Source organism: Bradyrhizobium sp. CB3481, assembly GCF_029714305.1.
Classification (GTDB): domain Bacteria; phylum Pseudomonadota; class Alphaproteobacteria; order Rhizobiales; family Xanthobacteraceae; genus Bradyrhizobium.
In genome coordinates this window covers 7,002,497-7,021,203 of record NZ_CP121647.1, presented here as the reverse complement: position 1 = coordinate 7,021,203, position 18,707 = coordinate 7,002,497, and the positions used below count along the sequence as shown (strand labels likewise).

Here is an 18,707-nt window from a genome sequence, read left to right as displayed (position 1 = left end):
TGAATTCATCTTGACGGCCAACGTGCGCCCTTTTTGTGGCACCACGCAAGTCCTGGGAGTACAATTTGAAAAATATTTGAAGTGGTCGGCATTGGACTACCACACTACATTGGACTACAGCGCATTAGACGTGGTGCAGCGTTTGGTTGTTCTTGAGTAAACCAGCGGACCGTTACGCGAACGGGATCTTCTCGAAAGGGGAGGGTCATGGTTACGCAAAAGAATCTCGTATTAGTTGCCGGTTTTGTTTTGACGCTGGCTGGCTGTTTCCCTGGTTATTCTCAGGCCCAAATCGCACCGCCACGGCCGGCCGTTCTGGATGCCCCGTCTAAGGCGATTGGCAAAGTTGTCGTTGCCACCGGTTCGGTCTCGATTGAGCGCGCCAGCGCCAAGGTCGTTCAGGCAAGTATGAGCGGGCAGGAGACCAAGGTCGGTGACGTGGTCTATCAGGGCGATGTGGTGAAGACAGGCGCCGATGGACGGATCGGCATCAACTTTGCCGATGGCAGCTCGTTCAATCTGTCGAGCAACGCGCGGATCGCGTTGGACGAATTCGTCTACGATCCGAACAGCAAATCGAATTCGACCTTGTTCAATCTGACGAGCGGAACGATCACCTTCGTGGCCGGTAATGTCGCAAAGAGCGGCGACATGAAAGTCGATACGCCGGTCGCAACGATGGGCATTCGAGGCACGACGCCCCATGTCGAGATTTCGGAAGATGGCGCCGTGAAATTCTCGACGCTGATCGAAGCGGGCAAGCACAAGGTTGCGAAGCGCTCGGCGCCTGCCGCTGAGCAGCGAGCCGAGCCGCAGGACCGCGACAGGTTCAACTTGAAGATCTGCCGGGGATGCTAGGTGATTTCTTTGCGGGCAGGCCTGGGCTTCGAGGCGATGGCCCCCATGCTCGTCCTGCTGCTCGGATGGCCCGCAGCGGCGCAGGGGCCAGGACAGAAGAACGATTATCTAAAGAATACTGAATTGTGCAACGGCAAAGGCGCCGCGTCGCCTGAAGCCCGCATCGAAGGTTGCACGGCGCTCATCCAGACGGTGCAGGGCAGCGCGGCGGCACTGCCGATCGCCTACAATAATCGCGGCAATGCCTATGTCGCAAAGCAAGACTACGACCGCGCCATCCAGGACTTCGACCAATCGATCAAGCTCAATCAGACCTACACCAAGCCGCTCAACAATCGCGGCGTCGCGTACCTCAGAAAGGGCGAATATGACGTTGCGATCAGGGCTTTCGATGAGGCGATCAGGCTCAAGGCCGACTACGCCGAGGCGTTCGCGAACCGCGCGATGGCCCACCTGAAAAAGCGGGACTACGATCGCGCGGCGCGGGACTTCGACGAGGCGATCCGGATCGATCCTGGTTTGCGGGCCGCCTGGAGCGGCCGTTGCTGGAGCCGAGCTGTCGTCGGTGCATTGCAGGCGGCACTGGAGGACTGCGACAAGGCGCTGCAGACCGAGCCGGACAACGCCGCAACGTACGATTCCCGCGGACTGATCCGTCTGAAGATGGGGCAGGCCGGTGCCGCCATCGCCGACTACAATTCCGCGCTACGTCTTGATCCGAAGCTGGCAAGCGCGCTTTATGGCCGTGGATTTGCCAAGCTCAAAACCGGCATGGCTGATGGCAATGCGGATATTGCTGCGGCGAGGTCGATCGATGCCGAGGTCGCCGACAAGTTCTTGGATTTTGGCGTTCGGTAATCATGGGTCGCATGTAAGTGCAGCCTGAAGACTCCGTTCGGTACCGCCCCTCATGACCGCTAGTTGCAGCTGGCTGCCGGGAACTCGCCCACTGTTGATCTAGATCAAGGGATCAATCCGGCCGGCTCGAAAGTTAGAGGACGCGCTCTCTTCAGTCGGGTTCCTGCCATGACCACGCTGCTCCGGGCCGTTCTGGCGGTCGTCGTCGCGCTCGCGTCGCTGGGCGCGATTTCCGAACGCTTGCGCCAGGAGGGGGTGAGCGATGACGAAATCCGCATCGGCAATCTCATGCCCTATAGCGGGGGCCTTTCGATTTTCGGGGCGATCGGCAAGGCCGAGACGGCCTATTTCGAAACGCTCAACGCGCGCGGCGGCATCAACGGCCGCAAGGTGCGCTTCATCTCCTATGACGACAAGTCCGATCCTGCCTCCGCGCTCAATCTGACGCGCACGCTCGTCGAGGAAGACAAGGTGCTCCTGATGTTCGGCTCGTTCGGCACGCCGGGCAATTTTGCGGTCCGCAAATATCTCAATGAGCGGCAGATTCCCCAGCTGTTCGTGGCGTCCGGCGACGATCATCTCAGCGATCCATCGCTGTTTCCATGGACCATGGGCTGGCAACCCTCGTTCCGCGAGGAGGGGCGCATCTATGCCAACTACATTCAGGCGTTTTATCCGGGCAAGCGGATCGTCGCCCTCTGGCAGAACGATCATTTCGGCCGCGAGGTCATCAAGGGCATGGAGGATGGCCTCGGTCCCGTCGCACGCATGATCAGGGTCGGCATCGCCTATGATCTCAGGGATGAGCATCTTGATACGCACGTATCGATCCTGAAGCGATCGGGAGCCGAAATTCTGGTGTTCGCGGGCGTGCCTGAAAACGCTGCGAAGGTGATCCGCCTGGCGGCGAGCCTCGACTGGCATCCGGTGTTCATCATGAACCAGATGGCTTCGTCGATTGGGGGCGGGCTGAAACCCGCGGGTGTCGAAAACGCGGTGGGCGTGACCACCGCCGCCTATCTGAAGGACGCGGACGATCCGGCCTGGAAGGACGAACAGTCAGGCGCCGACTGGCAGTCGTTTCTGGAAAACTATCGCGGCGCCGGCGGCAGCGATGAAAGCGCCGCCATGTTCGGCTACGCGGCCGCCGAGACATTGGCGCAGGTGCTGAGGCAGTGCGGCGACGACCTGTCGCGCGAGAATGTCATGAAGCAGGCTGCGGCGCTTAAGGATTATCAGGGCTCCGTTCTGCTGCCCGGCATCAAGATCAGCACCGGCCCGTGGAATTTCCGTCCCATCAAGCACATGCGGCTGGTTCAGTTCGATGGCCGTACCTGGCAGCCGATCGGCGATGTCCTCGAAACCGCGTTTGCCGGTGCCGACAAGTAGACCGAGTTGATTTCCTGCGGCGGGACGGTGAGGGTGGATGCTGCCCTCAACGAACATCGCTCGATTTGCTCGGTTTTGAATGAACCGGGTAACTGTGCCGAAGGGCAGCCTGTATACAGCTTCGGGACACGGATGCATCGGAAAGAAAGATGTGGCTTCGCCCCGGCAATCTCGTCAGGCACAAAAGCGGCGGCCCGATCATGGTGGTGGACCGCGAGGTGTCTCATTCGTCCAACGAACCGTTGGTCAGTTGTGTCTGGATTGAAGCCGGGCAACGCAACTACGCTTCCTTCAAGGAAGGAACGCTGCAGTTGGTTGGCGGGGACGGTTCGCCGCGCGGCTATGAGAGCGATGTGAGGCCCTAATTGGCATCCTTGGAAGCGGTGAGCCCCGTGCGGCAATTCGTCAGAACCGCGCTGGTCATTTTGCTGGCGCTCATGGCGCTGCCAGCCGCGCTGTTTGTCACGGCATGGCTTTGGTTTTGGTACCAGACCGCCGAGGTGGACAGCTTCTATCGGGAGCACCGCCTGCTTGGCGAAATGCGCGCGGCAGAAAAGCAGAGCACGAATAACTCGGAGCCGGCGCGCGACGTGCTCTTGAAGGCGATGCCGCTGGGAACAGACAGGGCGGCCGCCATCGCCCTGCTCCGCAAGGAGAAGCTCGACTGCCAGGGCGCCGGGCCGGTCAATTGCCAGGCTTTGACGGCAAACGTCCTCGGCTCCAAGCAATGGATCATCGACTTGGAATTCGATGGCGAGGAGCGGCTGAGCAATGCGCGGGTCGCGATCTGGAACGTCTTCCTCTAGCGATCGGAATTCGCCCAGGCGGCGGCCTCGATGTGTTCACAAGTGCACCGATAAGAGGTCTCGTCCGTAATAGTGCGGAGCGCCATAAGGAAATCTTTTAAGCGATCATTAGGCACTTCGCTCTCATGCTGAGCTGATGAAGGCCATCGTCGCCGCATCGGTATGCTGTATTGTTGTTTCGCTGGCGGACCGGACACTTTTCGGTGGCCGGCTCATCGAAAGCTTGCCCTTGTTCTTCAAGGCGGTTGCAAGAGGCTTCTTCGGCTGACGTCGGCGACGTTCGCGGCGACCTCTCGGCTCAGCTTCTTTCCTGCAACAGATGAATGCCAGGCGTTTCGGCGGAGCGGCGATTGCGCGCGCCGTGATCACCCCGGAATGCGCACCGGCAATTGCTCGATGCCGCGCACGAAGCTGGAATAGACCCGCTTCGGCTCGCCGACCACCTCGATGCGGTCGAAGCGCTTGAGCATTTCCTGCCAGACGATCTTGAGCTGCAGCTCGGCTAGGCGCATGCCGACGCAGCGGTGGATGCCGAAGCCGAACGACAGATGGGTGCGCGGGCGGGCGCGGTCGATGATGAACTCGTCGGGACGGTCGATGCCTTCCTCGTCGCGGTTGCCGGAGACGTACCACATCACGACGCGGTCGCCTTTTTTGATCTTCTTGCCGCCGATCTCCGTATCGACCAGCGCGGTGCGGCGCATATGGGCGAGCGGCGTCTGCCAGCGGATCACTTCCGGCACCATGGTGTCGATCAGCGCGGGGTTTTCACGCAGCTTCTGGTATTGATCCGGGTGCTCGTTCAACGCCAGCACCGAGCCGCTCATGGTGTTGCGCGTGGTGTCGTTGCCGCCGACGATCAAGAGGATGATGTTGCCCATCAGGTTGTCAGGGTCCATGTGCCGCGTGGCGTCGCTGTGCGCCATCATCGACAATAGATCGTTCTTCGGCGGCGCATTGACGCGCTCGTTCCACAGTTTTGAGAAATAAGCGTAGCACTCGTCCATCTCGCGGCGGCGCTGCTCGGGCGATTCCACGACGCCGCTCTTGGGCAGCGCGGTCGAGACGTCAGACCAGCGCGTCAGTTTGCGCCGCTCCTCCCAGGGGAAGTCGAACAGAGTCGCCAGCATCTGCGTCGTCAGCTCGATGGAGACGCGCTCGACGAAGTTGAAGGTCTCGTTGCGCGGCAGATTGTCGAGCACCTTCTGCGAACGCTCGCGGATCAGCTTGGCCAGCTCGTCGAGGTGCGTCGGCGTGAACATCGGCGACACCGTCTTGCGCTGCGCCGAATGCCGCGGCTGGTCCATCGCGATGAAGCTTGGATAGTCGTAGCCGGGCGGCACGTCGCGGATCGAGATGCCGCCGAGCGTGGAGTCAGAGGAGAAGATGCCGTGATTGGTGTCGACATGCATGATGTCGTTGTACTTGGTGACCGACCAATAGGGCTCGATCGGTGAATTGGTGCAGTAATGCACCGGCTCTTCCTTGCGCAGCCGCTCGAACCACGGCCACAGGGTATCGTTCTGGAACAGCTTTGGCGCACCGGGATGAAAATCCTTCAGCGGCGTCGAATAGGCTTCTTCGCGCGCGGCGCGAAGCAGCTCCTTTCGGTCGGCGCTGATTGATGTCTGGACGTTCATGGCACGGTCATCCCGGGTGACGTTGAATTCCGACGAGAATAGCTAGGCGGCGATGCGGACCGGCAGGGTCTCGTAGCCCTTGACGAAACTCGAATACACCCGCTTCGGTTCGTCGGCCAGTTCAATATTATCGTAGCGCTTGAGAATTTCTTCCCAGATTATCCTGAGTTGTAGCTCGGCCAGCCGGATTCCGACGCAGCGGTGGATACCGAAGCCGAAGGAAAGGTGGGTGCGCGGGCGGGCGCGGTCAATGATGAACTCGTAGGGGCGGTCGATCACGTCCTCGTCACGGTTGCCGGAGACGTACCACATCACGACCTTGTCGCCCTTCTTGAACTGCTTGCCTCTGAATTCGATGTCTTCCAAGGCGGTGCGGCGCATATGCGCTAGCGGCGTCTGCCAGCGGATCACCTCGGGCACGAAGCTATCGATCAGGTCGGGGTTGTCGCGCAGTTTGCGATACTGGTCCGGATTCTTGTTCAGCGCATAGACGCTGCCGGACAGCGTGTTGCGCGTGGTGTCGTTGCCGCCGACGATCAATAGGATCAGATTGCCGAGAAAATTCTTCGGGTCCATGTCGCGCGTGGCGTCGCTGTGCGCCATCATCGACAACAGATCGCTCTTCGGCGGCGCGTTGACGCGCTCCTTCCAAAGCTTCGCGAAATAGGTCGCGCATTCCATCAGCTCGGCCTGCCGTTCCTCCTCTGACGCGACGAGGCCGCCGGGGCCGGGAATCGTGGTCGCAACGTCCGACCAGCGCGTCAACTTGCGGCGATCCTCCCAGGGAAAGTCGAACAGCACGGCGAGCATCTGCGTGGTGAGTTCGATCGAGACCTGATCGACCCAGTCGAACACCTCGTTCTTCGGAAGGTTGTCGAGGCATTCGGCCGAGCGTTTGCGGATGTTGATCGCAAGTTGATCCAGATGCGTCGGCGTGAACATCGGCGCCACCGTCTTGCGCTGGGCGGAGTGGCGCGGCTGGTCCATGGCGATGAAGCTCTCGCGGCGCAGGTCCGGCGCGACGTCACGGATGGTGATGCCGCCGAGCGAGGCCGCCGACGAGAACACCGCGTGGTTGGTCTCGATGTCCATGATGTCGTTGTATTTGGTTACCGACCAATAGGGACCGAACATCGAGTCCTTGCAGTAGTGCACCGGCTCCTCGCGGCGCAGCCGGTCGAAATACGGCCAGAACGTATCGCTCTTGAACAGGTCGGGATTGCCGACATCGAAATCGACAAGCGGAGTGGACCGAGCCGCATCGCGCGCGGCCCGCAGATGGGAATCTCCGGCGAGATCGATGGTTCCTTGCATGAGCCGCTCTCCCAAATTTCCCCGCGCGAAGCATGCCGAACGGGTGATGTTTTACCCTATTACATCCCGAGCCGTGGCCCGGCGCAAGGGCGAGTTCAGTGCATTTGGCCGCAGCAACGGCGGGTGGGCTGCGCTCATTTCGTCGCGTGACAACGGCAGTCTCGAAGACTAAGTCTGTTTGAAACAACGTTTAATTCCGCCGGGAGGCGACCATGATCTCCAACGTCCATCGGATGCTCAATTTCGATCTTGGCGAGACTGCGGACGCAATTCGCGAAACCGTGCACTCATTTTCGCAGAACGAAATCGCCCCGCGCGCCACCGAAATCGACCGCAGCAATCAATTCCCGCGCGACCTCTGGCCCAAAATAGGGGCGCTCGGCCTGCACGGCATCACGGTCGAGGAGGAGTATGGCGGCGCCAGCCTAGGCTATCTCGAGCACTGCATCGCGGTCGAGGAAATATCCCGCGCTTCCGCCGCGGTCGGCCTGTCCTACGGCGCGCATTCCAACCTCTGCGTCAACCAGATCCGCCGCAACGGCAACGCGGCGCAGAAGCGCAAATATTTGCCAAAACTGATCTCCGGCGAGCATGTCGGCTCGCTGGCGATGTCAGAGCCCGGCGCAGGTTCCGACGTGGTCTCGATGAAGACCCGCGCCGAGAAGAAGGGCGACCGCTTCGTGCTGAACGGCAACAAGATGTGGATCACCAACGGCCCCGAGGCCGATACGCTGGTGGTCTATGCCAAGACCAATCCGGAGGCCGGTCCGCGCGGCATGACCGCCTTTCTGATCGAAAAGGGCATGAAGGGATTTTCCACCGCGCAAAAACTCGACAAGCTTGGCATGCGCGGTTCCGACACCTGCGAGCTCTTGTTCGAGGATTGCGAGGTGCCGGAAGAAAACGTGCTCGGCGAGGTCGGCCGCGGCGTCAACGTGTTGATGTCGGGCCTCGACTATGAGCGCGCGGTGCTGGCGGCGGGGCCGATCGGCATCATGCAGGCCTGCATGGACGTGGTGCTGCCTTACGTCCACGAGCGCAAGCAGTTCGGCGAGCCGATCGGCACGTTTCAGTTGGTGCAGGGCAAGATCGCCGACATGTACACCACGATGAACGCCTCGCGCGCCTATGTCTATGCGGTGGCCAAGGCCTGCGACCGCGGCGAAACCACGCGGGAGGATGCCGCCGGCGCGATTCTCTATGCGGCGGAAAAAGCCACGCAATGCGCGCTCGACGCCATCCAGCTCCTCGGCGGCAACGGCTACATCAACGACTACCCGACCGGGCGGCTGCTCCGCGACGCCAAACTCTACGAAATCGGCGCCGGCACATCCGAAATCCGGCGTATGCTGATCGGGCGGGAGCTGTTTGAGAAGACGGCGTAAGCTGCGGATTGCACGCCTGGGATAGTCCAGAAACTGGACTACCGCGGCGGCCCGCGTGATGGTAGAGTTCTCGTCATGAAAGGCTATGGATCATTTTGTCCCGTAGCCAAAGCTGCGGAAATACTTACGGAGCGGTGGACTCCGCTGGTGCTCCGCGAGCTGTTGCTCGGGTCCCGCCACTTCAACCAGCTTCGCCGCGGCATCCCTCAGATGTCGCCGAGCCTTCTCTCCAAGCGCCTGCAGACGCTAGAAGAAGCCGGGCTAATCTCACGCCAATCGGGCGATAACGGGCATTGGGAGTACCATCCAACACAAGCGGCCAGAGAAGCCCGGCCAATTATCGATGCATTGGGTCGTTGGGGTCACAGATGGGCACGCAGCCAGCTCGCGCCCAACGAACTCCACGCAGGCCGACTGATGTGGAATATGCGCCGTTCGTTCGATCTAAAGCACATTCCATGCGACTTCGTGCTGTACGTCGAGATTGCGGACGCTCAGCCGAGGTGCTGGTGGTTTGTTGTGAAGAAGGAGGAAGCCGATCTCTGCTGGGATGATCCCGGTTTCGAGGTCGATATCAGCCTCTATGCGAGTCTGCGGACACTTGTGCAGATTTTCATGGGCGAGCTGCCGCTGCTACGGGCGCGTGAGCTCGGCAAAATCGAGATCGACGGTTCTAAGCATCTTGTAAACAGCATGCACACTTGGTTCCCACGCAGCAAATATGCCGATGAGGCGCCTGCGCTGGCAGATCAAGCCTCAGTCCGCTGACGACATTCTCTCCAGTTCACTTTTTGGACTAGTGGTCCTGTTTTGCTCAGCGGTAACGTTTGCTAATGCGCTCATGCGCTAAGCATCTCAGCTAGAGGAGGCAAAGATGAGCCGCCCTTCTCTTCCTTCCTACGCCGTACTGTTGATCCTGGTTTGTGCTTGCGTTGGTCATGCAAGGGCAGACCAACTTGCCAACGAAATTTCCTCGGTGGCTGCCAAGTGGGATGCCGCCATCAACGACGCAGACTTCGATGCCCTGCTTCCATTGTATACCGCTGACAGCAGACTGATGCCGCCCGGTGCGCGGCCCGTCACCGGCCCTCTGGCAATCCGTGATTTCTTTGCCGGGCGGGGAAGAAGCGTCAGAAACCACAAGGTTGAACTGGTCGATGTGTTACCCGTCGGGAACTATGCCTATACCACCTCCCATTTCACGGCCACGTTGGTGATGAATGAGAAGGCCGCGCCAATTTCTGGCAGCACCGTGAGGCTCCTTGAACGCCAAGCCGACGGGCAGTGGAAGATAAAGTCTCATATGTTCGTTAGAGAGTGAATACGCGGGTGCCACAGCCATCCGGCCGGACAGCCACAGACCTGATGCGGCTCAAGTGATAGATGACATGCACCCGATTTTGCCCTTATCGGGCTTCGAGTGATGTTCGGCGCCAGTCCACAAAAACCGCTGCAAAGCGGACGCAGATCAACCGATATCCGCCCATCTCGATTAGTGAGTTTGCCACCATAGCAAGCGATTGTGGGACCTGGGTCACACAACGGCCGACAATTTCGTGATTTGATCCGCGACAAATCACCCTGGAGTTGATCCGTGAACCAGATGACCTGGCCGCCGCAGGTGCCGCCGCCGATGCCTTCCGTACCGCCGCCGATGCCGGTGGCGTTTTCCGGCAACCGGCGCGAATTCTTCGATCTGGTCAAGCGCGGCGCTGGGCTGGAGCTCGTTACCCTCGGTTTCTATCGCTTCTGGCTGCTTACCGATATCCGCAGGCATCTCTGGGCCAACACGCAGGTCGGCGGCGATGCCGCCGAATATACCGGCCGCGGCAAGGAGCTGTTGATCGGATTTTTGGTTGCGCTCGCGATCCTGATGCCGGTCTATGTCGGCTATTTCCTTGTCGGCCTCGAGGCCGAGCACATCCAGGCCTTTGCCAGTATTCCGCTGGTCGCCTTCTTCTATGTATTCGGCCAGTTCGCGATCTACCGGGCGCGGCGTTACCGCCTGACGCGCACGGTGTGGCGCGGCGTGCGGTTCTGGATGACCGGCTCGGGATGGATCTATGCGCTGCAGGCGTCGCTATGGGGGCTGTCGATGATCCTCACGCTCGGGCTGATCCTGCCTTGGCGCAATGCGGCGCTCGAACGCTACAAGATGCGCCATTCCCATTACGGCGACCTGCAGGGAAGTTTCGAGGGCCGCGGCTGGGAGTTCTTCAAGCGCGGGTGGTGGCTGTGGCTGCTGACGCCGATTGCAATCTATGTGACGCCGATCGCGCCCTTCATTTACGGCGCGTACAAGGCGATCGAATGGCGCTGGTGGCTGTCGGGCATCCGGTTCGGCGGCGTGCGCGTGGAATCGACGCTGCGAAAAGGCGATCTGATCGGGCTGTACTGGAAAGTGATCGGCTGGATCGTCGTGTTTGGGCTGGTCTTCTCGGTCTATCTGGGCCTCGCAGCAGTGCTGGTCGCCAGCATGACCGACGGGTCATTCACTGAGTTCTTCAAGTCGCAGGAGTTCATGAAGAGCATTCCGCTCCTGGTGCTGGCAGGCCTCGGCTATCTCGTGTTCGCGCTGGCGATGAACATCGTGATCCGGGTCTATCTGTTGCGCGATCTCTGGGTGAGGGTGCTCGGTTCGGTCAACGTGAGCGGCCTCGAGGCTGCGGCCAACGTCGCGGCGCGCGGCGATCTGGCCAATGCACTCGGCGAGGGATTTGCCGACGGCCTCGATGTCGGCGGCTTCTGATTGGAGCTTTGATGGCCATGGATAGCGCGACGCCCGAGCAACTGTCATCGCTGACATCGCAAGGAAGCGGACCGGCGATCTATTTCGACGGGGTTTCGAGCCGGCGACGCACAGTCGTGCTTCATCTGTCCGAGCGGCTCGAGATCGGCGAAGACGGGCAGGCGCTCGCGGCGTGGGATTATTCCGACATCCGCCGCGTCGATGGCCCCGCCGGCGTGCTGCGCCTCTCCAGCCTGACCGCGCCGGCACTGGCGCGACTGGAGGTGCGCGACGCGGCGCTGGCGGCTCAGCTGGTCTCGCGCTGCGCCAGCATCGACGATCATATGATCGGCCGCCGCGGTGTTGCCGCCATTGTCGGTTGGTCGCTGGCGGCCGCGGCTTCGATCGTTGCGGTCGTGCTGTTCGGGCTGCCGCTGATCGCCGACCGCCTCACACCGCTGGTGCCCGAAGCGTTCGAGCGTCGGCTCGGCGAGGTCGCCGATGCCCAGGTCAAGACCATGTTCGACGCCAAGGTCTGCGACAACGCGGCCGGGCAGAAGGCGTTCGTCAAGCTCGTCACCGCGATCCGCGAATCCGCAGGGCTCGACACCTCGGTGCAATCGGGCGTGCTGTCGAGCCCGATCCCCAACGCCTTTGCGCTGCCAGGCGGCAAGGTCTATCTGTTCAACGGACTGCTCGCGAAGGCCGAGAATCCGGACGAGGTCGCGGGCGTGCTGGCGCACGAGCTCGGCCATCTCAAGCATCGCGACAGCATGCGCGGGCTGATCCACAATGGCGGCACCTCGTTCCTGGTCGGGCTGTTGTTCGGCGACATTACCGGCTCCAGCGCTCTGATTTTCGGCTCGCGCACGCTGGTGACGTCATCCCATTCCCGCGAGGCCGAAACCAACGCCGACAGCTTTGCGATCGATGTCATGCACCGCCTCGGCCGGCCGGCGAAGCCGACCGGTGAATTGCTGCTGCGGGTCACCGGCAAGGAGGGCAAGGGGCTTTCCATCATCTCCACCCATCCCCTGAGCGAGGACCGCCTGACGCGGATGAGCCGGCAAGACCCGCCGGCCAGCGGCCCGCCGCTGCTGACCTCAGAGGAGTGGAAGGCGCTGAAATCGATCTGCAGCGCCAAGATTTGATCGATGACTGTCTGGCGTTTACTTGCTGGCGCACCTTCAGTCTGTCGCCATTTACGTCTAAGGTCGCTTTAGGAGTGAAGCGACATCAACCGGCGGACAAAACCGGCTGGATCGGTCGAGAATGATCCGGAGCAGAAGTCGCCGACCTCACCGAAGGGTTTTTCAAGCCAACTCAGCAAGCAGCGCGGCGGCTTCTTTGAGGTCGCAACTATGGAAGCCTTCGGTGAAGCCGCCGTAGATCGGCGCGAGCAAGTCGCGCGCGTTAGTGCCCTTGCCTTGATCGCGCCAGAGGCGGGCAATGCTGGTGGCGGCGCGTAATTCCCAAAGCCTCGCGCTCTGCTTCTGCGCTGTTTCAAGTGCGCGGCACAGCCAGCCTTCGGCATGCAGTTCATCCGACTTGGTGATCAGCGCTTCGGCCATAAGTCGATACAGCTCCGCCTCATACCAGCGCTCGTCGGTGCGCTCGACGAGTGCCAGCGATTCATTCAACAGGCTGATCCCGTCAGCGATCCGGTCCGCTCGCCTGTGCGCCTCCGCCAGAAGACCAAGATAGTAAGGCACCTTGATCTCGGCACCCGTCGCCCGCTTCTTCGCCAGCCCCCACCGCATCCTGCTGATAGCCTCCTCGACGGATCCTCCCATCGCGAGCATGGCCCATCCTTGGAAACACGTGCCCGATCCAACGAAGTGAGGAAATTCTTGCTCGCTGGCGAGTGCCACCAGTTCCTCGGCTCGTTCCTTAAGGATCGCCGCATCGCCGCGCAGTTGGTGAAAGACACATTTGACGTGCAGAGCGAACGCCAGTGTATAAGGATGCGACAGTTCACGCGCCCAAGCCAGCGCGTGTTGGCTTTGCGCCAGCGCTTGGTCCGGTCGTCCGAGCAGCTGAAGTGTCCATGCGATGAAGCCCTCGCAATTAACGCGGGGATCGTGGGGCGTTAGCTTCGGAGGTCGGTGCTCAGCCGGATCATAGAAATCGAGCGCCTGCCGCAGATGGGGAAGCGCGCGACTGAATTGGGCGCGAAACAAGAGACTGATGCCCAGGCTCCGGTGCGCTATCAGCTTGGTATCCCTGTCATTTCGATGTTCGGAAAGCACCAGTAATTCGTCCGCCAGATCATGGGCGGCGCGGATCTCTGCACTATTGTGCAAAAACGAATAGGCGCCGGACCAGGCTGTCGCAACCTCGGGCCCCTCTGGAGAGTCACGGCACAGCTCGCGAGCATGAGCGTATGCTTCGCCGGTCTCTGGCGATGCCCATCCCTTGGCTGCGGTCAGTGCGCCGGCGAGAGCGAGCTGAAGCGAACGCTCGTGAGACTCTCGCTCCGAACTTTTCGGCAGGTTCGCGATCAGGTTGAGTGCCTTGCCAAAGTGCGTGGCGGCCTCGGCCATCGTCGAGCGCCGCACGGCCGAGCGGCCAGCCTTGTCCCAATACTCGATTGCCTTTTCAACGATGCCGGCCATGGCACAATGCTGTGCGAGTAGTTCGGGCTGAGCCGCTGCAATCTCGGGAAACTGGCGTTCCAGCGTGATGGCAATTCGTTCATGCAGTTGCTGCCGTTGCGGGCGTAACAAGGTGCTGTAGGCGGCGTCCTGCACCAGCGCGTGCTTAAATGTGTAGGTCGCATCCGGCGGCGTCCCGCGTCGGAACACCAGCTCGGCCCGTATGAGCTGCTCCAAGGCGCTCTCTAGCCGCGGTTGCGACATCTGGGCGACGGCACTGATCAGCTCGTGGGAAAACTGGCGTCCTAGGGTCGCCGCGATCTGCGCTACTTCTCGGGTTGGCGCCAATCGATCGAGCCGGGCTAGGAGCGAAGCCTGGAGCGTCGTGGGGATCGCTAAAGGAACTACCGGCCCGGCCATAGAGTAATGGTCTCCGGCGTCGGTCATCGATCCGCTCTCGACGACGGACTTGGTTAGCTCCTCGATGAATAGCGGCACGCCATCGGTGCGATCAATGATCTGATCGGCGATCTCCGTAGGCAACGTCTTGCCTCCGGTTACGTGCGCGATCATCTCGGCGCGGTGCCGAGGGGGCAAGCGGTTGAGGCTGAGCAATGTCACGTGCGGACGGCCGACCCAAGGCGGCGTGAACTCCGGTCGAAAAGTGAGAATGACCAAGACCCGCAACGTCGCGGCCCGGTCGATTAATAGATCCAGCGACTCCAGCGTGGTGGGATCGCTCCAGTGGATGTCTTCCCAGAGCATCAGCAGCGGCTGCTGCGCCGCAAGTCCCTCGACCTGCGCCAGCTGCACCTGAAGTGTTTTCTCCTTGCGCTTCTGCGGCGACAGATTGAGCGGCGGGTAGCGGTCGCCGGTTGGAATCGTCAGCAAGTCCGCCAGTAAAGGGACAGCTTCGCCCAGCTCCTGGTCGGCCAGAGCCAGCACGGCCACAAGCTTGTCGAGGCGGGTCTGGGCCGTATCCTCGCGTCGAAACCCGGCCGCCTGCTCGAGTTGGGCGATGCTGGGGTAAAACGCGCTGTGCTGATGATGCGGCGAGCAGAAATAACGTAACCGCGTGTGCGGCTCGTTCCTTAGCTGCTCCAGTAAGGTTTGCGCGATGCGCGACTTGCCGATGCCCGGCTCGCCGACGATCAAGACGACGGAACCGTCGCCGGCCTTGGCTCGCTCCCAGCGCCGCGTCAACAATGCGATCTCTTCCTCGCGACCAACCAACGGTGTGCTGGCGGCGCGTAGGGCCTCGAATCGACTGCCGACTTGACTCACGCCCAGGACCCGCCAGACCTGCACCGGATGGTCCATGCCCGCGATCGCCAATGGGCCGAGATCGCGATAGTCGAACAGGCCGCCCAGCAGGCAGCGCGTATTATCTGCAATCACAACGGTGTTTGGCTCTGCAAGCCCTTGGAGCCGGGCGGCGAGATTGGGGGTCTCGCCTATAACCGCTTGTTCTTGGGCCGCACCCTCACCGAGCAAATCGCCGACCACGACTAGGCCAGTGGCGATGCCGACACGCACCCGCAGGGAGGACGACCCACCGGTATTGAGCCTAGTCACGGCCTCAATCAGAGCAAGACCGGCGCGAACAGCCTGTTCGGCATCCTCCTCGTGCGCCCTCGGGTAACCGAAATAGGCGAGTATTCCGTCACCGAGATATTTTGCAACAAAGCCACCCGAGCTGGTGATCACCTCAGCGCATCGGCGATGATAGGCGCCAATGACGTCGCGCAACTCCTCAGGGTCAAGCCGCCCAGCCAAGGCGGTGGAGCCGACGAGGTCGACGAACATGATCGTGAGCTGGCGGCGTTCCGCGCTGTCCGAGGTCTTCGACGAAATTGAAGCAGCAGAGGGGTCGAATGCCGCCTGCGCCGCGGACGTGGGCTCGCCGATAGATGCAAGGATTTTCCGCCGGTGCCCGAGCGGAATGCCGAGGTCCTTGAGGTCCTGGTCAGTCAGATGGGGAAGCACCGAGACATCGATTTCATTTTCGGCAAAACGCTGCGCGTATTGCTCGAGACCGAGTGTACGGAGCCAGTGCGCAATCGACTGCATTGCGGCCACCTACTTTCGGTGTGGCCTTAGGCTAACCAGCACTATATCCCGATCTTTTCTCGATGGCACCTCATCTGCCTGGTCATTGGGTCGACCTTCCACCATGATACCGCCGTAGCACTCGACCCAATACAGCGGGGTTGCGGCCGGCGTTCACGGCGGCAATGTCCGCCTTGTCACTTGCGTCATTTCGCAGCAGCGGACGAAGCGGACCTGACGCTTCTCTGAGCTCCTCTCGCTAACGCCGCGCGCTCTTCCGTGATCGCGCCGCTTCGATCGGCGCCGGCGCGTCATCGCCCGGCTGCAGGTCCCATACCGCCTGCATGACGGAAAAGGCGCGCCCGACGATCGGCTCGTGACGCCGTGAGGCCAGGCAGGCGAAGCTGAGGTCGCAGGCCAGCGCCACCTCGTCGGCCACCACGAAATTCCGTTGGCGCGTGATGCGGTCGAGCACGCTGTCTCTGACGAGGCTGAGGCCGGCGCTGGATTCGACGAGGCCGATCATGGCGTCTTCCTGCTCGGCGAAGGCGCCGCGCTTCGGCAACGTTCCCATCGGACGGTAGACGTCGTCGAGCAGCCGCCGCTGCGCCGAGTCGAGCGGGGGCGCGATCCAGGGCAGGTCGACAAGGTCTGCCCAGCTCTTGCCCATGACCTTGCCGCTCCATTCGGCGGGCGCGATCACGCGGTAGTCGAAGCGCGACAAGGCCATCAGCCGAAACTTGCCATCCTCGATGGTGCGTTCCGGCGACGTGCCCGAGGCCAGGGATTCCGGCGGCGTGGCGTCGATATAGAAGCCGACATCGAGTTCGCCCTTGCCGATCTGAGCCAGCACGTCGTCGCTCATGCCGTAGCGCAGGACGACCTCGGTCTTCTTCGAAGCGGTAGCGAGGCTGCGCACGAACGGGCCGAGCCGGATCGATTCCGGGTCCAGGATGGTGCCGACCCGGAGCGTGCTGCGCTGCGATTCGCGTAGCGAGTCGGCCGCCGTCCTGAAATCCGCCGAGGCCGCCACCGTGCGGTGCGCCAGCGGCAACAGAGCGGCGCCCGCTTCGGTCAGGGTAAAGCCGCCGGGCGTCCGGTTGAAGAGCTGCAAGCCGGTGCTCTCCTCGAGGGCCTTCAATTGCAGGCTGACGGCCGGCTGGGTCAGGTGCAGCAAGGTGGCCGCGCGCGACACCGTGCCCTCGCGGGCGACGGTGATGAAGCAGCGCAAAGCCTGGATCCGCGGCAGGTCGTTCATTTGAAAGAGGTGTCGGAAGCGCCCATGGCCCCATTAGACAGGATTTGCTCTTGGAAGTCACAATGTTTCGACAACAAAACTTTGCGTTGTCGTTGAAAAAGGGTCGACCGCGCCCCGCGACCCCGTGCCCGGCGGTCTCTCGCGGCCCCCCCCCCGGGGTGCCGGTCCCGTCCCACGGCTGGGAACTCACCCGTGTGGGGCTGGCCGGGAGCTTATGGGCTCGACCGTCACGGCGGGGCCGCGCGGCCCGTCACTGCGTCAGGTTGTTGACCTTGCGCACCCAGGCGCGGACGTCGGCAAGGACGTCCGGCAGCACCGCCTTGGCCTCCTGCACGGTCATGCCGGGCTTGATCCGGGGATCGTAGAGCAGGTTGAGCAGATACTGGTCGTAGACGTCGAAATAGCCCATCGAGACATTGTCGTTGAACATGGTCCAGGGCACGGTCGAGGTGTCGTTGATCGGCCCGAGCGACTGCAGCAGCTCCTCGTAGGCGCAATCGAAGAAGACGAAATCGCCATTGTCGACGGTGAGGATGACGTCGGAGCGCTCGATCTCGAACTTCTCGTTCTTGCGAAAGCCCGACAGGCATTGCGGATCGAGCGAGGAGCGAATTTCGCGCGCCCGCTCGCTGCCGTAAAAGGTCGTGATGGTCTTCTGCAGGTCGCGGTCGCGCACCAGCTTGACCTGCACATTGGCGTCTTCGAGGCTTTCAGCCATGGCGATGTCGAGATGCTGGACGCGCGCGGCGATGTCGGCCACGATTTTCGCGAGCTGCGCCTTGCGGTCGGCGCGGCTGCCGTCGGCGAACACCCGCACCGGTCCGTCATATTTGCGAATGCGGTCGACGCGGCCGGCAAGGTGATACTCGGCGCCGAACGCGATCTTAAAAAAGCCATCGACGATCTCGTTGTCGCTGAAGCTCTTTTTCTCGGTGCGCTGACGCTGCGCGATCGCCGCAATCTCGCCGGCGGCCGCCGGCGGCACGGGGATTTCGCCGAGCATGACGGCGCCCAGTGCGGCCGCTAGCGTCCATACTGACAGGAATCGGCGGAGCGTGCGCATTCAAACGACGCTGCAGCAATCGGTGCGTGCGTGCAAGGGGTGTGCAAGGGGATACAAGGCTGGAAAGGCACGATCACGTGCTTGCGTGCATGCGCGCGCCGGTTCCTTGCCTCAATTCCTGACGATGACCGTGGTGCCGATGCGGACGCGGCTATAGAGATCGGTGACGTCCTCGTTGGTCATGCGGAAGCAGCCGGAGGAGACAGCCTGTCCGATCGTCTCGGGCTCGTTGGAGCCGTGGATGCGGTAGAGCGTCGATCCCAGATACATCGCCCGTGCGCCGAGCGGATTTTCGATGCCGCCGGGCATGTGGCGCGGCAGGTCGGGTCGCCGCCGCAGCATCTGGGCCGGCGGCGTCCAGGACGGCCATTCCTTCTTCGCCGTGATGCGGTGGGTTCCGCTCCAGCGAAAACCGTCGCGGCCGACGCCGATGCCATAGCGGAGCGCCTGGCCGTTGCCGAGCACGAGATAGAGCCGCCGCTCGGCGGTGGAGATAAGAATCGTGCCCGGCGCATAATTGCTGTCGAAGTACACGGTGGTGCGCGGGATCGGACTTGCTCCCGAGGGCATGCCGGGCCGGAAGAAACCGGGGCCGCCGCCCATGATGTCACGCGAGTCTTCGAATTGGAATAAACCTTGGGCCCGTGCCTGGCCGGCCCCCGCCAGCATGGTGAGCGCCGCAAACAGCAAAGCAAAAGCCCGGGTCATTCGTTCTTCCTCGCGAAAAAATCTCAATATGCAAGGACACAGGCCATAATTGCGGCG

General features: G+C 61.8%; 17 protein-coding genes. 11 read left to right on the top strand and 6 right to left on the bottom strand.

Annotated features, from left to right (window positions below; all coding sequences use genetic code 11):
* Positions 1-408: 408 nt before the first annotated feature.
* From QA643_RS33995 to QA643_RS33970, 6 genes are all read left to right on the top strand, one after another.
* Positions 409-858: a FecR family protein gene (locus QA643_RS33995; RefSeq protein ID WP_283030013.1), complete on the top strand. Its 450-nt coding sequence runs from the start codon at positions 409-411 to the stop codon at positions 856-858.
* Between the two features lie 45 nt (positions 859-903).
* Positions 904-1,716 carry a tetratricopeptide repeat protein gene (locus QA643_RS33990; RefSeq protein ID WP_283030012.1) on the top strand — a complete coding sequence of 271 codons (813 nt, stop codon included), beginning with the start codon at positions 904-906 and terminating at the stop codon, positions 1,714-1,716.
* 168 nt (positions 1,717-1,884) lie between these two features.
* Positions 1,885-3,105, top strand: a complete 1,221-nt coding sequence (locus tag QA643_RS33985; RefSeq protein WP_283030011.1) for an ABC transporter substrate-binding protein — start codon at positions 1,885-1,887, stop codon at positions 3,103-3,105.
* 149 nt (positions 3,106-3,254) lie between these two features.
* On the top strand, positions 3,255-3,470 hold the full coding sequence (locus QA643_RS33980) for a hypothetical protein (protein ID WP_283030010.1): 216 nt from the start codon (positions 3,255-3,257) through the stop codon (positions 3,468-3,470).
* The gene (locus tag QA643_RS33975) at positions 3,471-3,911 is read left to right on the top strand and encodes a hypothetical protein (protein WP_283030009.1); all 441 of its coding nucleotides are present in this window, start codon (positions 3,471-3,473) and stop codon (positions 3,909-3,911) included.
* Between the two features lie 136 nt (positions 3,912-4,047).
* Complete coding sequence (locus tag QA643_RS33970) at positions 4,048-4,179, top strand: hypothetical protein (RefSeq protein ID WP_283030008.1); 132 nt, start codon at positions 4,048-4,050, stop codon at positions 4,177-4,179.
* 97 nt (positions 4,180-4,276) lie between these two features.
* Here QA643_RS33970 and QA643_RS33965 read toward each other — a convergent pair whose 3' ends face one another.
* Both QA643_RS33965 and QA643_RS33960 read right to left on the bottom strand, forming a co-directional pair.
* Positions 4,277-5,551, bottom strand: coding sequence for a cytochrome P450 (locus QA643_RS33965; protein WP_283030007.1), 1,275 nt, complete (start codon positions 5,549-5,551; stop codon positions 4,277-4,279).
* A gap of 42 nt (positions 5,552-5,593) precedes the next feature.
* On the bottom strand, positions 5,594-6,865 hold the full coding sequence (locus QA643_RS33960) for a cytochrome P450 (RefSeq protein WP_283030006.1): 1,272 nt from the start codon (positions 6,863-6,865) through the stop codon (positions 5,594-5,596).
* 212 nt (positions 6,866-7,077) lie between these two features.
* Here QA643_RS33960 and QA643_RS33955 point away from each other — a divergent pair, with 212 nt between their 5' ends.
* The 5 genes from QA643_RS33955 (at position 7,078) to QA643_RS33935 (ending at position 12,129) form a co-directional block, all read left to right on the top strand.
* Positions 7,078-8,250 carry an isovaleryl-CoA dehydrogenase gene (locus QA643_RS33955; protein ID WP_283030005.1) on the top strand — a complete coding sequence of 391 codons (1,173 nt, stop codon included), beginning with the start codon at positions 7,078-7,080 and terminating at the stop codon, positions 8,248-8,250.
* 75 nt (positions 8,251-8,325) lie between these two features.
* Positions 8,326-9,018: a winged helix-turn-helix transcriptional regulator gene (locus QA643_RS33950; protein ID WP_283030004.1), complete on the top strand. Its 693-nt coding sequence runs from the start codon at positions 8,326-8,328 to the stop codon at positions 9,016-9,018.
* A gap of 106 nt (positions 9,019-9,124) precedes the next feature.
* Complete coding sequence (locus QA643_RS33945; RefSeq protein WP_283030003.1) at positions 9,125-9,571, top strand: DUF4440 domain-containing protein; 447 nt, start codon at positions 9,125-9,127, stop codon at positions 9,569-9,571.
* 282 nt (positions 9,572-9,853) lie between these two features.
* Positions 9,854-10,999 carry a DUF898 family protein gene (locus tag QA643_RS33940; protein ID WP_283035021.1) on the top strand — a complete coding sequence of 382 codons (1,146 nt, stop codon included), beginning with the start codon at positions 9,854-9,856 and terminating at the stop codon, positions 10,997-10,999.
* Between the two features lie 17 nt (positions 11,000-11,016).
* On the top strand, positions 11,017-12,129 hold the full coding sequence (locus QA643_RS33935; RefSeq protein WP_283035020.1) for a M48 family metallopeptidase: 1,113 nt from the start codon (positions 11,017-11,019) through the stop codon (positions 12,127-12,129).
* Positions 12,130-12,291: 162 nt separating this feature from the next.
* Here QA643_RS33935 and QA643_RS33930 read toward each other — a convergent pair whose 3' ends face one another.
* From QA643_RS33930 to QA643_RS33915, 4 genes are all read right to left on the bottom strand, one after another.
* A complete protein-coding gene (locus QA643_RS33930) occupies positions 12,292-15,642 on the bottom strand; it encodes an adenylate/guanylate cyclase domain-containing protein (protein WP_283030002.1) in 3,351 nt (1,116 codons plus the stop codon).
* A gap of 238 nt (positions 15,643-15,880) precedes the next feature.
* Positions 15,881-16,816, bottom strand: a complete 936-nt coding sequence (locus QA643_RS33925; RefSeq protein WP_283030000.1) for a LysR family transcriptional regulator — start codon at positions 16,814-16,816, stop codon at positions 15,881-15,883.
* Between the two features lie 313 nt (positions 16,817-17,129).
* Entirely contained in the window at positions 17,130-17,882 is a 753-nt protein-coding gene (locus QA643_RS33920) for a DUF2927 domain-containing protein (protein WP_283029999.1), read from the bottom strand.
* A 171-nt stretch (positions 17,883-18,053) separates the two neighbouring features.
* Positions 18,054-18,650: a L,D-transpeptidase gene (locus QA643_RS33915; RefSeq protein WP_283029998.1), complete on the bottom strand. Its 597-nt coding sequence runs from the start codon at positions 18,648-18,650 to the stop codon at positions 18,054-18,056.
* Positions 18,651-18,707: the final 57 nt, after the last annotated feature.